This window comes from Kitasatospora setae KM-6054, assembly GCF_000269985.1.
Taxonomy (GTDB): Bacteria; Actinomycetota; Actinomycetes; order Streptomycetales; family Streptomycetaceae; genus Kitasatospora; species Kitasatospora setae.
Genome location: NC_016109.1, coordinates 2458964 through 2472161, shown reverse-complemented (window position 1 = coordinate 2472161; position 13198 = coordinate 2458964). Strand labels below are relative to the sequence as shown.

The 13198-nt window shown below is 76.5% G+C and carries 10 protein-coding genes; 3 read left to right on the top strand and 7 right to left on the bottom strand.

The genetic code is table 11. The features are described 5' to 3' along the window. Nucleotides 1-132: 132 nt before the first annotated feature. Nucleotides 133-2025: a helix-turn-helix domain-containing protein gene (locus KSE_RS10945; RefSeq protein ID WP_014135365.1), complete on the bottom strand. Its 1893-nt coding sequence runs from the start codon at nucleotides 2023-2025 to the stop codon at nucleotides 133-135. Nucleotides 2026-2236: 211 nt separating this feature from the next. Continuing rightward, complete coding sequence (locus KSE_RS10940) at nucleotides 2237-3010, bottom strand: 3-hydroxybutyrate dehydrogenase (protein WP_014135364.1); 774 nt, start codon at nucleotides 3008-3010, stop codon at nucleotides 2237-2239. 296 nt (nucleotides 3011-3306) lie between these two features. On the opposite strand from KSE_RS10940, the gene KSE_RS10935 reads away from it, so the two are divergent. Further along, nucleotides 3307-4923 carry a regulator gene (locus KSE_RS10935; protein ID WP_202523297.1) on the top strand — a complete coding sequence of 539 codons (1617 nt, stop codon included), beginning with the start codon at nucleotides 3307-3309 and terminating at the stop codon, nucleotides 4921-4923. 50 nt (nucleotides 4924-4973) lie between these two features. On the opposite strand, the gene KSE_RS10930 is transcribed toward KSE_RS10935, so the two are convergent. Together KSE_RS10930 and KSE_RS10925 are read right to left on the bottom strand one after the other, a co-directional pair. Continuing rightward, nucleotides 4974-6299 carry an FAD-dependent oxidoreductase gene (locus KSE_RS10930; protein WP_014135362.1) on the bottom strand — a complete coding sequence of 442 codons (1326 nt, stop codon included), beginning with the start codon at nucleotides 6297-6299 and terminating at the stop codon, nucleotides 4974-4976. 387 nt (nucleotides 6300-6686) lie between these two features. Next, nucleotides 6687-7610 carry a TIGR01777 family oxidoreductase gene (locus KSE_RS10925; protein ID WP_033258117.1) on the bottom strand — a complete coding sequence of 308 codons (924 nt, stop codon included), beginning with the start codon at nucleotides 7608-7610 and terminating at the stop codon, nucleotides 6687-6689. A gap of 66 nt (nucleotides 7611-7676) precedes the next feature. On the opposite strand from KSE_RS10925, the gene KSE_RS10920 reads away from it, so the two are divergent. Further along, nucleotides 7677-8180, top strand: a complete 504-nt coding sequence (locus tag KSE_RS10920; protein ID WP_014135360.1) for a GNAT family N-acetyltransferase — start codon at nucleotides 7677-7679, stop codon at nucleotides 8178-8180. A gap of 116 nt (nucleotides 8181-8296) precedes the next feature. Next, entirely contained in the window at nucleotides 8297-9004 is a 708-nt protein-coding gene (locus KSE_RS10915) for a hypothetical protein (RefSeq protein WP_033258116.1), read from the top strand. A 42-nt stretch (nucleotides 9005-9046) separates the two neighbouring features. On the opposite strand, the gene KSE_RS10910 is transcribed toward KSE_RS10915, so the two are convergent. From KSE_RS10910 to lpdA, 3 genes are all read right to left on the bottom strand, one after another. After that, nucleotides 9047-9562: a DUF4240 domain-containing protein gene (locus KSE_RS10910; RefSeq protein ID WP_014135358.1), complete on the bottom strand. Its 516-nt coding sequence runs from the start codon at nucleotides 9560-9562 to the stop codon at nucleotides 9047-9049. 186 nt (nucleotides 9563-9748) lie between these two features. Continuing rightward, nucleotides 9749-11515 (bottom strand): 2-oxoglutarate dehydrogenase, E2 component, dihydrolipoamide succinyltransferase, encoded by a 1767-nt coding sequence (sucB, locus tag KSE_RS10905; protein ID WP_014135357.1) that lies wholly within the window; start codon nucleotides 11513-11515, stop codon nucleotides 9749-9751. Between the two features lie 58 nt (nucleotides 11516-11573). After that, entirely contained in the window at nucleotides 11574-12980 is a 1407-nt protein-coding gene (lpdA, locus tag KSE_RS10900; protein ID WP_202523296.1) for a dihydrolipoyl dehydrogenase, read from the bottom strand. Between the last annotated feature and the right edge of the window lie 218 nt (nucleotides 12981-13198).

Here is a 13198-nt window from a genome sequence, read left to right as displayed (position 1 = left end):
CGCCGCCCGGCCGCGACACCCGGAGGCCCGGCCCAGCCGCCCGGCCGCGACACCCGGAGGCCCGGCCCGGCCGCCCGGCCGCGGCACCCACCGGCCCGCCCGGCCGCCCGGCCGCGGCCCCGGAGCCCCGGCTCAGCCGCCCGCCAACAGCTGGAGCCGCAGCGCGAGTTGCAGCTCCAGCGCCCGTTCCGGCTGGTTCCAGTCGCGGCCCAGCAGCACCTCCACCCGGTCGAGCCGCTGCACCACCGTGTTCACGTGCACGTGCAGCAGGTCCTTGGCCCGGGTCAGGCCGCCGCCGCAGTCGAAGTAGGCCCGCAGCGTCCGCACCAGCTCGGTGCCGCGCTTGGCGTCGTAGTCCAGCAGCGGGCCCAGCGAGGCCCGGACGAAGCCGTCCACGTCGTGGCCGTCGCCGAGCAGCACGCCCAGGAAGCCCAGGTCGGCCGCGCCCGCCCCGTCGCCCTCCCGCCCGAGCACCCGCAGCGCCCGGGCGCAGCGCACCCCCTCGGCGTAGCCGGCGGCCAGCGCGACCGGGCCGGCGGCCGGCCGGCCGGCGCCGACCGTGACCGGCCCGCCCGCCAGCCGGGCCAGCCGCTGTGCCGCGAGCGCGGCCACCGCGCCGTCGCCGCCGCCCTCGTGCGGGACGAGCAGCACCACGCCCTCGCCGAACTCGGCGCTGATCCCGCGCGAGCCGAACAGGTAGCGGGCCGCCGCGCCCGCCAGCCGCTCCCGGGCGGCGGGCTCCTCGGCGACCGCGACCAGCGCCAGGTGCGGCCGGTTCAGGTCGACGCCGAGCCGGCGGCCGCGCGCGGCCAGGCCCGCCGGGTCGCGGTCGGGCGCGGTCAGCAGGTCGGCCAGCAGCTCGCCGCGGACCCGGTTCTCGGTCTCGGCGACCGAGCGGCGCAGCAGGAGCAGCAGCGCCGTGACGACGCCGGCCCGTTCGAACACCCGCCGGTCCGCGTCGTCCAGGTCGGGCCGCCCGTGCAGCACGAGCGCGCCCAGCAGCTCCTGCCCGGCCAGCACCGCGCACACCCACTCGGTGCCGTGCCGCACCGCGTGGCCCGCGGCCCGGGAGGCGGCGACGGCCTCGGCCAGGCCCTCGGCGGCGCCGCCGGGGCCGGTCAGCGGGCCGCCCTCGGCGTCGTGCACGGAGGCCCCGCCGTCCAGCAGCGCGGTCACCTCGGCGGCCACGTCGGCGACCTCCGCGCCGCGCAGCACCAGGTCGGTGAGCCGGTCGTGGGCCTGCTCGGCGCGCTGCACGGCGGCGGCGTGCGCGCCGATCACCGCGTTGGCGCCGGCCAGCTCGGCCAGCGCGGCCCGGGTGTCGGCCAGCGCCTTGGCGGTGTCCAGCGCGATCGCGGCGTGCGCGGCCAGCGTGCACAGCAGCGCCACCTCGTCGGGGGAGAACGCCCGCGCCGAGCGGTCGGCCGCGAACAGCACCCCGATCACGCTGCCGCCCAGCAGCAGCGGCACCCCGATGATCGCCACCAGGCCCTCGTCCAGCACGCCCGCGTCGATCCGCCCGGTGTGCCGGAACCGCTCGTCCACCCGGTAGTCGTGGGTGGCGTACGGGCGGGCGGTCTGCGCGACCAGGCCGCCCAGGCCGTCGCCGAGGCCGAGCCGCAGGCTCTGGAAGAGCGGCGAGACCGAGCCGTCGGTGACCCGCATGTACGTGTCCCCGGCCCGCTCGTCCGGCAGCGTCAGGTACGCGGTGTCGGTGCCCAGCAGCATCCGGGCCCGCCGGACGATGGCCTGCAGCACCGCGTCCAGGTCGCGGGAGGCGGCCAGGTCGCCCGCGGTGTCGAACAGCGCGGTCAGTTCGGCCTCCCGCCGGCGGTGCTGGCGCATCGTCCGGTGCACCCGCAGCGCCTGCCAGGTGGCGTCGTCGATCTCGGTCAGCACCTCGGCGGGCGCGCCCCGCCGGCGGGCCTCGGCGAGCACCTCGCCGAAGTCCTCGGTGGCGGCGCCGGTCGCCAGCAGGTCGAGGAGCCTGCGCAGCGCCGGAGCGGCGGTGGTGTGGCGGTCCATCACGGTCTTCCCTCTGTGTCGCTCGTGCCCCCGTGCCCCCGGTGCCCCGCCCGCCCGCCGGGGCGGACCGGGGCCGCGCCCTCCCCGGGCGGCGGCCGCCGCCCTGCTGCGCGGCCCCGATCCTGCCGGAAGCGCCCGCCCGCCGACAGCCCTCCCGCACGGCGCCCGCCCGCACGGCGCCCGCCCGTCGGCGGTCTGCCACGGCCCCGGCTCAGTGCGCGGTCCAGCCGCCGTCCACCGGCAGGCTCGCGCCGGTCACGTACGAGGCGCCCGGCGAGCACAGCCACAGCGCCAGCCGGGCCACCTCGTCCGGCTCGATCAGCCGCTTCACGGCGGTCCGGTCCAGCAGGATCCGCTCCACCACCTCGTCCTCGCGGATGCCGTGCGCCAGCGCCTGCGCGGCGATCTGCCGCTCCACCAGCGGGGTGCGCACGTACGCCGGGTTCACGCAGTTGCTGGTCACGCCGTACGGGGCGCCCTCCAGGGCGACGGTCTTGCTCAGGCCCTCCAGGGCGTGCTTGGCCGTCACGTACGCCGACTTGAAGGCGCTGGCGCGCAGGCCGTGCACCGAGGAGATGTTGACCACCCGGCCCCACCCGCGCCCGTACATGTGCGGCAGGGTGCGGCGCAGGATCCGGAACGGGGCCTCCACCATCACCCGCTGGATCAGCGTGAACCGCTCCACCGGGAACTCGTGCACCGGGGCGACGTGCTGCAGGCCGGCGTTGTTGACCACGATGTCCGCGTCGGCCGGCAGCGCCTCCACCGCCTCCGGGTCCGACAGGTCCGCGACGTGCGCGGTGCCGCCGATCGCGGCCGCCAGCTCCTCGGCCGCGGCGCCGGCCAGGTCGACGACGTACACGTGCGCGCCCGCCGCGGCGAACGCCTCCGCGCAGGCCCGGCCGATGCCGGAGGCGGCTCCGGTGACCAGCGCGGTGCGGCCCGACAGCGGGGGGCCGGAGGGCGGGGCAGAAGTGGTGTCCATGGCCGAGAACGGTAGGAATCCGCGGGCCCGGCAACGATGTGGGCGGACACCACAGCATCCGGCACCCCTGTGGTGGTCGGCGCCATGCGGCCGGAAGGCGGGCAGCGGCCCCCGAACTCAAACACGCGGCGGCCGTGCTTCCTCACAACGGGCGGGGATGGTTCACCCGTTCGGAGGACGGGTGGCCCGAATCCACCCATAGCGCCCCAATGCTCGCTACATTCGCGCCGATTCCCGATAGGGGGCGCCGTCCGGGCAGGAGGGGCCGGAACGGCGCCTGAGAGGTGTGGACTGCTATGCCCCAACGGCCAGTGATCGACAGCCCGGCCTACCGACCGCTCGACCCGCTCGATCCGCGCCCGACCGGAGCGGCCGAGACCCCTCCGCGCGCCCCCGGGCCGACCGGGCCGACCGAGCCGCCGGCCCCCGCGGCCGGGCGCGCCCAGAACCCGCAACTCGCCGCGCTCATCGAGGAGTCCGGCTTCTCGCACGCCGGCCTCGCCCGCCGGGTCGACCAACTCGGCCTGGAACACGGACTCGACCTGCGCTACGACAAGACCTCGGTGACCCGCTGGCTGCGCGGCCAGCAACCCCGGGGCGCGACCCCCGCACTGATCGCCGAGGTCTTCACCCGCCGCCTCGGCCGCCGGCTGACCGCCCAGGACGTCGGCCTCGACGCCTGCGCCCCGGTCTACGCGGGCCTGGAGTTCGCCGAGACCCCGCAGGAGGCCGTCGACATCGTCGCCTCCATGTGGCGCAAGGACAACGGCCCCTACGCCGAACTCCGCAAGATCGCCTTCACCCCGGCCGGACTCGTCGTCCCCAGCCGCGACTGGCTGATCGGCCGCACCGACGAACGGGTCGCCCGCGACGGCACCACCCTCACCCCCGAGGAGCTCCGCACGCCCCCGCAGGGCGCCCGGGTCCCCCAGCAGGGCCCGCGCCGCCCCGGGAACGCCGCCGGCGCCGAACCCGCCGCCGAACAGCGCGAGGCCAGGCCGCCGGTCCGGGTCGGCCGCGGCGACATCGCCGCGATCCGCGCCGTCGGCGACCTGTTCCGCGCGCTCGACCACGCCTACGGCGGCGGCCACGCCCGGCAGGCCCTGGTCCGCTACCTGGAGAGCGAGGCCGAACCGATGCTCCGCGGCCGCTACGGCGAACAGATCGGACGCGCCCTGTTCGGCGCCGTCTCCGACCTGACCCGGCTGGCCGGCTGGACCTCCTTCGACATCGCCGCGCACGGCCTCGCCCAGCGCTACTTCGTCCAGGCCCTGCGGCTCTCCCAGGCCGCCGGCGACCGCGTCCTCGGCGGCTTCGTCCTCACCACCATGAGTCAGCAGGCCGTCCACCTCGGCCACGCCCGCGAGGCCATCCAGCTCGCCCGGGTCGCCCAGCAGGGCGTCGGCACCACCGCCGCCCCCGTCGTGCAGGCCCTCATGCACGCCGCCGAGGCCCGCGGCCACGCCCTGGCCGGCGACGTCCGGGCCTGCACCACCGCCCTGGTCCGCTGCGAACGGGCCCTCGCCACCGCCCGCAGCGCCGACGAAGTCCCGTCCTGGGCACGCTACTTCGACGACGCCCAGCTCGCCGACGAGTTCGCCCACTGCTACCGCGACCTCCAGCAGTGGCGCCCTGCCGCCCAGCACGCCGAGAAGTCCCTCCGGCTGCGCGCCCCGGCCTACTCCCGCAGCCGCATCCTCTGCCGCCTCGTCCTCGCCTCCGCGCGGCTCGGCATGGGCGACGTGGACGAAGCCTGCTCGATGGCCACCGACTCGCTCCGCGCGGCCGGCGAGATGCGCTCCGCCCGCACCGTCGAGTACCTCCGCGACTTCCACCGCCGCCTCACGCCCTACCGCACCACCCCCGCCGCCCGCGCCTTCGAAGAGGCGTCCCGCCAGGCGGGGGTGATCTAGGGCCCGTCCTGCCCGGGCGGGGCCCCTGCCGGAGGGTCCCGCCCGGTCCGCTACGCCGCCGCCTCCTCCGCGAGCTCCGGCTCGACCCGGACGCCGAGGTCGCGCAGCACCGCCGTCGCGGCCCGCCGGCCGGAGACCAGCGCGCCCTGCACCGTCCCGGTGTCCCGGTGGTCGCCGCACACGTACAGCCCGGCGAGCAGCCGGACCGAGCGGCGGAAGTGGTGCGGCGGCGGCATCGAGACCACCGCGTCGGCGACGTGCCGGACGGTCAGGAACTCCCACGCCCCGGTGGCGGTGCCGTACAGCTCGGCCAGCCGCCGCCGCACCACCGGCTCGTCGCCGGCCGGGCCGCCGGAGTCGAAGGCGCGGCGGCCGAGCACCGTGGTGGCGATCAGCGCGCGGCCGTCCGCCGCGTACGAGGGGTCGGCGTCGCTGAGCACCAGCGAGTGCGAGACGCCGGAGCGCTCGGCGTCCAGCAGCAGGACGGCCTCGCCCAGCGGGGAGCGCTCCGCCGCGTGGTAGTAGGTGGTGACGGGGTGGAAGCCGGGCTGCCGCAGGCCGGGCAGCAGGCCGGCCGCGGTGGCCGCGTCGGTGGCGACGACCACCGCGCGGGCCCGGATCCGGCCGTGCGCGGCGGTCTCCACGCCGTCCGCGCCGACCGAGACGGCCTCGACGCCGAGCCGCAGCGCGCCCTCCGGGAGCCGCCCGGCGAGCTGCTCGGGCACCGCCCCGATGCCCGCCGCCGGCACGCACAGCCGGCCGCGGGCGTACGCGCGCAGCACCAGGTCGGCGACCCGGCTGGAGGTGCCGAGCGCCGGGTCGGACAGCAGCGCGCCGAGCAGCGGGCGCAGGAACCCGTCGATGGTGCGGGCCGGCAGCCCGCGGTCGGCGAGCGCCCGGGCGGCGGTGGTCTCCGGGCGGGCCAGCACCCGTCCGGGCGGCGTCGCGGCGAGCCGGGAGAGCGTCGCGGCCAGCCGGGCCTTGTCGAGCGGGGTGCCGAGCGGCCCGCGCGCGGCGGCCTGCCGGGCGGGGGCGAGCTGCGGGTCGCCGACCCGGTAGCCGCGGCCGCCGCTGTGCACCAGGACGCCGGGGGAGAGCGGACGCAGCTCCAGCCGGTCGAGGTCGAGCCGGCGGCCGAGCTCGGGGTAGTCGGTGTTCAGCAGGTGGCCGCCGTGGTCGAGCCGGAAGCCGTCGAGTTCGCGGGTGGCCATCCGGCCGCCGACGCGCTCGGTGGCCTCCAGCACCTGGACGTCCAGGCCCTGGGCGGCCAGCGCGGTGGCGGCGGTCAGTCCGGCGACGCCGGCGCCGACGACGATCGCGTCGGGGTCGCCGGACGGGCCGCGGCGGGCGCGGCCGATGAAGTCCTGTGCGGGCACGAGTTGGGTGCTCCCTCCCTGGCGGAGCCCCCCGCGGCCGCCGCGCGCGGCAGCGCCCGCGGGCGCGGGAACGCGCGAGCGGGTGGGTGCCGGGGCGGGCGGCGGGGGGCCGGGACGTGGTCCGCACTGGTGATGCCCCGTCACCCGCCGGTCCAGACAGCCGGGCGGCCCCCAATCGGCCCCGCACCTCGCAACGATCACGCAGCGATTCGGAACGGTCACCCACCGTGAGTCGAATCGGGCGCGCGGCGCGGGAACGGGCGCGCACCGTCACCGCCCGCACCCCGCGCGCCGCCCCCCTGCACCCGTGCGCCCCTCACTGGCGCCCCGCGCCCTGCGCGACCTGTCCCGCCTCCGCCGCTCGCCGCTGCCGCCCGGCCCCCGCCGCTACCGCTCGCCGAGCGCCGCCGCGACGATCGCCGCCACGTCCGGGTCGCGGAACGCGAACCCCGCGTCGGTCAGCGCCTTCGGCACCACCCGGTGGCTGCCCACCACCTCGACGGCCATCTCCCCGAGCGCCGTCCGCAGCGCCCACTCCGGCACCGCGAACACCGCCGGGCGCCCCAGCTGCCGGGCCAGCTCGGCGGTCAGCTCGCGGTTGGTGACGGGCGCGGGCCCGGTCAGGTTGACCGGGCCGGAGAGTTCCTCGCGGTCGATCAGGAAGCGCAGCGCGGCGACCTCGTCGGCCAGCGAGATCAGCGACCAGTACTGCTCGCCGCGCCCCAGCCGCCCGCCCAGGCCGAGCCGGAACAGCGGCAGCAGCCGCGCCCCGGCGCCGCCCGCCGGGTCGAGCACCAGTCCGGTGCGCGGGTGCACCACCCGGATCCCGGCGGCCGCGGCCGGCCGGGCGGCCTGCTCCCACTCCCGGCAGACCTCGGCCAGGAAGTCGCCGCCGGCCGGCGCCCCCTCGTCGATCACCTGGTCGCCGGTCTGCCCGTAGTAGCCGACCGCGGAGGCGCTCACCAGCACCCGCGGCGGCCGCTTCAGCCCGGCCAGCGCGGCGGCCAGCGTCTCGGTGCCGAGCACCCGGCTGTCCCGGATCTCGCGCCGGTAGGCGTCCGTCCAGCGCCGGTCGCCGACCCCGGCCCCGGCCAGGTGCACCGCGGCGTCGACGCCCTCCAGCGCGGCCGCGTCGATCTGCATCAGCAGCGGGTTCCAGCCGACCCCGACCGTCCCGTCCGGCTGCGGCCCGGTGCGCGAGTGCTGCCGCACCAGCCGCAGTACCTCGTGCCCGTCCGCCAGCAGGGAGTCCACCAGCGCGGACCCGATCAACCCCGTGGAGCCTGTCACCGCGATTCGCATGGTGGCCATCCTCCCAGTCCGTCGCCGCCCCCCTGCCCCGAAACCCCGGAGACCCGCCCGGGAACGGCGTCTAGCATGACCGCCATGCCCTCCAACGATGTGATCATCCGCCCGGCGCTGGACGAGGACGAGCGCGCGATCCGCGCCGTCGACCACGCGATCTGGTCCCCGGTCAGCGAGGTGGCCCCGCGCAGCCGGGAGGACGCCCCGGTGTTCGACCGGTCGCACACCCCCGACCAGTACCTGCTGGCCGAACTCGACGGCCGGGTGGTCGGCTACGTCCGCCAGGTGCGGGAGATCCCGCTGCCCTCCAACGCGCACGTCCGCCAGATCCAGGGCCTCGGCGTGCTCCCCGAGGCCCGCGGCCGCGGCGTCGGCGACGCCCTGCTGACCGCCGCCTGCGCGGCCGCCCGCACCGCCGGCGCCCGCCGGATCACGCTCCGGGTGCTCGGCCCCAACGCCCCGGCCCGCCGCCTGTACGAGCGCAACGGCTTCGAGGTGCTCGGCGTGCTGCCCGAGCACTTCCTGCTGGAGGGCGGCTACGCGGACGACGTCTGGATGGGCCGGGCCCTGGACTGACCGCCGCCCCCGCGCCGCCCGGCTGCCGACGGTTCGTCAACAGAGCGCCCGTGCCGCCCGGTTCGGGACCGTCCGGCACCTCCCGGGGGTACCGGGCGGACGGTACGGTAGCCGCCGTGAGCACCCCGCCGCCCCCGCCCCGCCGCCGGGGCCCGCCGCCGGCCGCCGCGTTCGCCGTGCTGCTGGCCTGCGCGGTCGGCGCCGGGGTCTGGGCGCTGGGCCCGGACCGCTCGAACCGGCCCGGCCCGACCCTCGTCGTCGCGCTCTCCACCCCGCCCGCCGGCTCCCCGCCGCCGCACCCGGCCCCGGACGACACCGCCGGAACGGGCACCGCCCCCGCCCCCGCCCCGACCCTGGCCGACCGGACGCACGGCTGGGGCGTCCCGCTCCCGGCCGGCTGGACCGCCGAACCCGCCACCGAGCGGGCCGCGGTGGTCGAGGTCGCCGGCCGGTACGCCTGCGGGCAGTCCGCGGCACCGTGCCCGCGCGGCCGGTTCGCGATCGCGGCGGACAGCGTCGGCGCCGCCGACGCCCAGCGGGCCGCCGAGCGGGAGATGGCCGCCTTCGCCCCCGAGGTCTTCGGCGAACTGCGCGCCCACCGCGAGGAGTCGGCCGGCACCCTCACGGTGGCCGGCCGCGAGGGCTGGGCGATCCGCTGGTACGCCGAGCCGTGGCGGGGCGCCGCCGGCCACGTGGTGGTCGCCGCCGTCGCCGACCCGCACGGCACCGGCTACGTCGTCCTGCGCGGCGGCGTGGACGACGACCCCGGGGCCCCGGCCGCCTCCGTCCTGGACGGCATCATCCGGGGCATCACCGCCGTCTGACCTCCCCCCGGGGCCGGTCCCACCCGGACGGCCGCCACCCGGTCAGTCCCCGTACAGCTCCCACAGCCGCGGGTAGCGGGCGGCCATCGCCGCCCCGTCCGCGAAGTCGAAGGACGGGCCCGCGGCGACCGGCGGCTGCCGCACCCCCAGGTCGGGCAGCGGCAGCCCGGTCAGCCGCTCGTACGCCTCGTCGGCGGCGTAGCCCAGCTCCTCGCCGTCGCCGTCCTCGTCCTCGTCGAAGTCCGGCACCAGCTCGGCCAGCTCGTCCGGCTGGTGCACGGCGCCCTCGAAGACGTCCCGCCCCTGGCCGATCAGCCAGCAGCGGAAGTAGTCGAAGCCGTCCTCCGAGGCCCCGCCGAGCAGCAGGTACGCGGCGCCCCACAGCTCGACCGTGTACGCCCGCTGGAAGCGCGCCTCGAACTGCCGGGCGAAGTCCACCACCTCGTCCGGGGTGAGTCGCAGCAGCCGCTCGACCAGCGCCTCGGCCTGCTCCTCGGGGTCGCCCGCGGCCGCGTCCCGGGCGTCGTCGACCAGCTGCCAGAATCCCGTCTCGTCCATCACCGCTCCAGCCTCCACGATCGCCGCCCCGCCCGCACCCGGTCGGACGGCGGTCGGCACAGGCTGACACGCCGACGCGCCCGCCGCTACCCGCCCTGTCCGGTCCCGTCCCGTCCCGTCCCGGGAACGCCGCGGCCCCCGCCCGCCCGTCCGGGGACGGGGAGCGGGGGCCGCGGAAAGGCCGCCTTACAGGCCGAGCTCGACCTCGAACTCGCCGGCCTCCAGGATCTCCTTGACCGCGACCAGGTAGCGGGCGGCGTCGGCGCCGTCCACCAGGCGGTGGTCGTAGGAGAGCGACAGGTAGGTCATGTCGCGGATGCCGATGGCGGTGCCGCCGTCCGCCTCGATGACCACCGGGCGCTTCACGGTCGCGCCGATGCCCAGGATGGCGACCTGGTTCGGCGGGACGATGACGGTGTCGAACAGCGCACCGCGCGAACCGGTGTTGGAGATGGTGAAGGTCGCGCCGGACAGCTCGTCCGGGGTGATCTTGTTGCCGCGGACCTTCGAGGCCAGCTCCGCGGTCTTCTTCGAGATGCCGGCGATGTTGAGGTCGCCCGCGCCCTTGATGACCGGGGTCATCAGGCCCTTCTCGGAGTCCACCGCGATGCCGATGTTCTCGGTGTCGAAGTAGGTGATGGTGCCCTCGGCCTCGTTGATCCGGGCGTTGATGACCGCGTGGGCCTTCAGCGCCTGGGCGGCGGCCTTCACGAAGAACGGCATCGGGGACAGCTTCACGCCCTCGCGGGCCAGGAAGGAGTCCTTCGCCTTCGCGCGCAGCGCGATGATCCGGGTGACGTCCACCTCGACCACGCTGGTCAGCTGGGCCTGCTCGTGCAGGGCCTTCAGCATGTTGTCGCCGATGACCTTGCGCATGCGGGTCATCTTGACGGTCTGGCCGCGCAGCGCGGACGGCGCGGCGGCCGCCTTCGCCGGGGCGGCCGGAGCGGCGGCGGGGGCGGCGGCCGGAGCCGGCGCGGCCTTGGCGGCCTCGGCGGCGGCGATCACGTCCTGCTTGCGGATACGGCCGCCGACGCCGGTGCCGGCGACGGAGCCGAGCGCGACGCCGTGCTCGGCGGCGAGCTTGCGCACCAGCGGGGTGACGTAGGCGTCACCGGAGTCCGCGACCGGCGCGGCCGGAGCGGCGGCGACCGGGGCAGCGGCGACCGGAGCCGGGGCGGCGGCCGGAGCGGCCGGGGCCGGGGCAACCGGGGCCGGGGCAGCCGGAGCGGCAACCGGGGCCGGGGCGGCGGCCGGAGCGGCGGCAACCGGAGCCGGAGCAGCCGGGGCGGCCGGGGCGGCAACCGGAGCCGGAGCAGCCGGGGCGGCGGCGACCGCGCCCGCGGCGCCGATCAGCGCGAGCTGGGCGCCGACCTCGGCGGTCTCGTCCTCGCCGACCAGGATCTTCACCAGGGTGCCCGCCACGGGGGAGGGGATCTCGGTGTCGACCTTGTCGGTGGAGACCTCGAGCAGCGGCTCGTCGACCTCGACGGTGTCGCCCTCGGCCTTCAGCCAGCGGGTGACGGTGCCCTCGGTGACCGACTCGCCCAGCGCGGGCAGCAGCACCGGGGTGGCGTCGCCCGCGGGGGCGGCGGCGGCCGGAGCGGCGGCCGGCGCGGGGGCCGCGGGGGCCTCCTCGACCGGGGCGGCCGGGGCGGCGGCCGGGGCCGGAGCGGCCTCGGCGGCGGGGGCCGGGGCGGCGGCGGGGGCGCCGGAGCCGTCGTCGATGATCGCCAGCTCGGCGCCGACCTCGACGGTCTCGTCCTCGCCGACCTTGATCGAGGCCAGGATGCCGGAGGCCGGCGCCGGGATCTCGGTGTCGACCTTGTCGGTGGAGACCTCGAGCAGCGGCTCGTCGATCTCCACGCGCTCACCCTCGGCCTTCAGCCAGCGGGTGACGGTGCCTTCGGTCACGCTCTCGCCCAGCGCGGGCAGTGTTACTGAGACCGCCATGGTTCCAGCGACTCCTATCAAGTCTTGCGTACAGGAATGAACGGGGACGGGGGCGCGATCAGTCGTGCGCGTGCAGCGGCTTGCCGGCCAGCGCGAGGTGGGCCTCGCCGAGGGCCTCGGACTGGCTCGGGTGCGCGTGGATGAGCTGCGCGACCTCGGCGGGCAGGGCCTCCCAGTTGTAGATCAGCTGGGCCTCGCCGACCTGCTCGCCCATGCGGGCGCCGACCATGTGGACACCCACGACGGCGCCGTCCTTGACCTGGACCAGCTTGATCTCGCCGGCGGTCTTGAGGATCTTGCTCTTGCCGTTGCCGGCCAGGTTGTACTTGAGGGTGACGACCTTCTCCTTGCCGTACTGCTCGACGGCCTTGGCCTCGGTCAGGCCGACGGAGGCGACCTCCGGGTTGGAGTAGGTCACCCGCGGGATGCCGTCGTAGTCGATCGGGACGACCTTGAGGCCGGCGATCCGCTCGGCCACCAGGATGCCCTCGGCGAAGCCGACGTGGGCCAGCTGCAGGGTCGGGACCAGGTCGCCGACGGCGGAGATGGTCGGCACGTTGGTGCGCAGGTACTCGTCGACCAGGACGTAGCCGCGGTCCATCGCGACGCCCTGCTCCTCGTAGCCCAGGCCGGCCGAGACCGGGCCGCGGCCGATCGCGACGAGCAGCAGGTCGGCCTCGATCGACTTGCCGTTCTCGGTGGAGACCCGGACGCCGTTCTCGGTGTACTCGACGCCGGAGAAGCGGGACTTCAGCTCGAACTTGATGCCGCGCTTGCGGAAGGCGCGCTCCAGCAGCTTGGAGGAGTTCTCGTCCTCCAGCGGCACCAGGTGCGGCAGGCCCTCGACGATGGTGACCTCGACGCCGAAGGACTTCCAGACCGAGGCGAACTCGCAGCCGATCACGCCGCCGCCGAGGATGATCGCCGACTTCGGGATGTAGTCCAGCTTGAGGGCGTGGTCCGAGGAGATGATCCGGTTGCCGTCGATGTCCAGGCCCGGGATCGAGCGCGGGACCGAGCCGGTCGCCAGGATGATGTGGCGGCCCTCGATGCGCTGGCCGTTCACGTCCACCGAGGTCTGCGAGGAGAGCGTGCCCTCGCCCTGGATGAAGGTGACCTTGCGCGAGGCGACCAGGCCCTGCAGGCCCTTGTACAGGCCGGCGACGACGTCGTCCTTGTACTTGTGGACGCCGTTGATGTCGATGCCCTGGAAGGTGGCGAGCACGCCGAACTCGGCGGCCTCCCGGGTCTCGTCGGCGACCTCGGCGGCGTGCAGCAGCGCCTTGGTCGGGATGCAGCCGCGGTGCAGGCAGGTGCCGCCGAGCTCACCCTTCTCGATCAGCGCGACGCTCAGGCCGAGCTGAGCGCCGCGGAGGGCCGCGGCGTAACCGCCGCTTCCGCCTCCGAGAATGACTACGTCGAAAACGGTGCTGGCGTCGTTCGCCACGTCACGTCCTCCAAGCAAAAGGTGCGGATCGCCGGGCCGGTCGCGGTCCGGTGGGTGAGTGCCCTTGTAAGAGCGCCCAGTCGTGCCGGAAATACATCTTTGCACTTGTTGGCGGCGGGTGGCGTCGGAGGGTGGCCCGAGGCGCCCCCCACCCGGTTCGCGCGGCGGCGGTATGACCCGTTCTCGGAGGTATCGTCGCAGCTCACAGCCGGGAAAACGGCAAGCGGAGGTACTCC

Excerpts from the sequence above, each read along its gene's own strand:
- KSE_RS10945 (WP_014135365.1), bottom strand. The coding sequence starts at position 2,025 with ATGGACCGCCACACCACCGCCGCTCCGGCGCTGCGCAGGCTCCTCGAC.
- KSE_RS10940 (WP_014135364.1), bottom strand. The coding sequence starts at position 3,010 with ATGGACACCACTTCTGCCCCGCCCTCCGGCCCCCCGCTGTCGGGCCGC.
- KSE_RS10935 (WP_202523297.1), top strand. The coding sequence starts at position 3,307 with ATGCCCCAACGGCCAGTGATCGACAGCCCGGCCTACCGACCGCTCGAC.
- KSE_RS10925 (WP_033258117.1), bottom strand. The coding sequence starts at position 7,610 with ATGGCCACCATGCGAATCGCGGTGACAGGCTCCACGGGGTTGATCGGG.
- KSE_RS10920 (WP_014135360.1), top strand. The coding sequence starts at position 7,677 with ATGACCGCCATGCCCTCCAACGATGTGATCATCCGCCCGGCGCTGGAC.
- KSE_RS10910 (WP_014135358.1), bottom strand. The coding sequence starts at position 9,562 with ATGGACGAGACGGGATTCTGGCAGCTGGTCGACGACGCCCGGGACGCG.
- sucB (WP_014135357.1), bottom strand. The coding sequence starts at position 11,515 with ATGGCGGTCTCAGTAACACTGCCCGCGCTGGGCGAGAGCGTGACCGAA.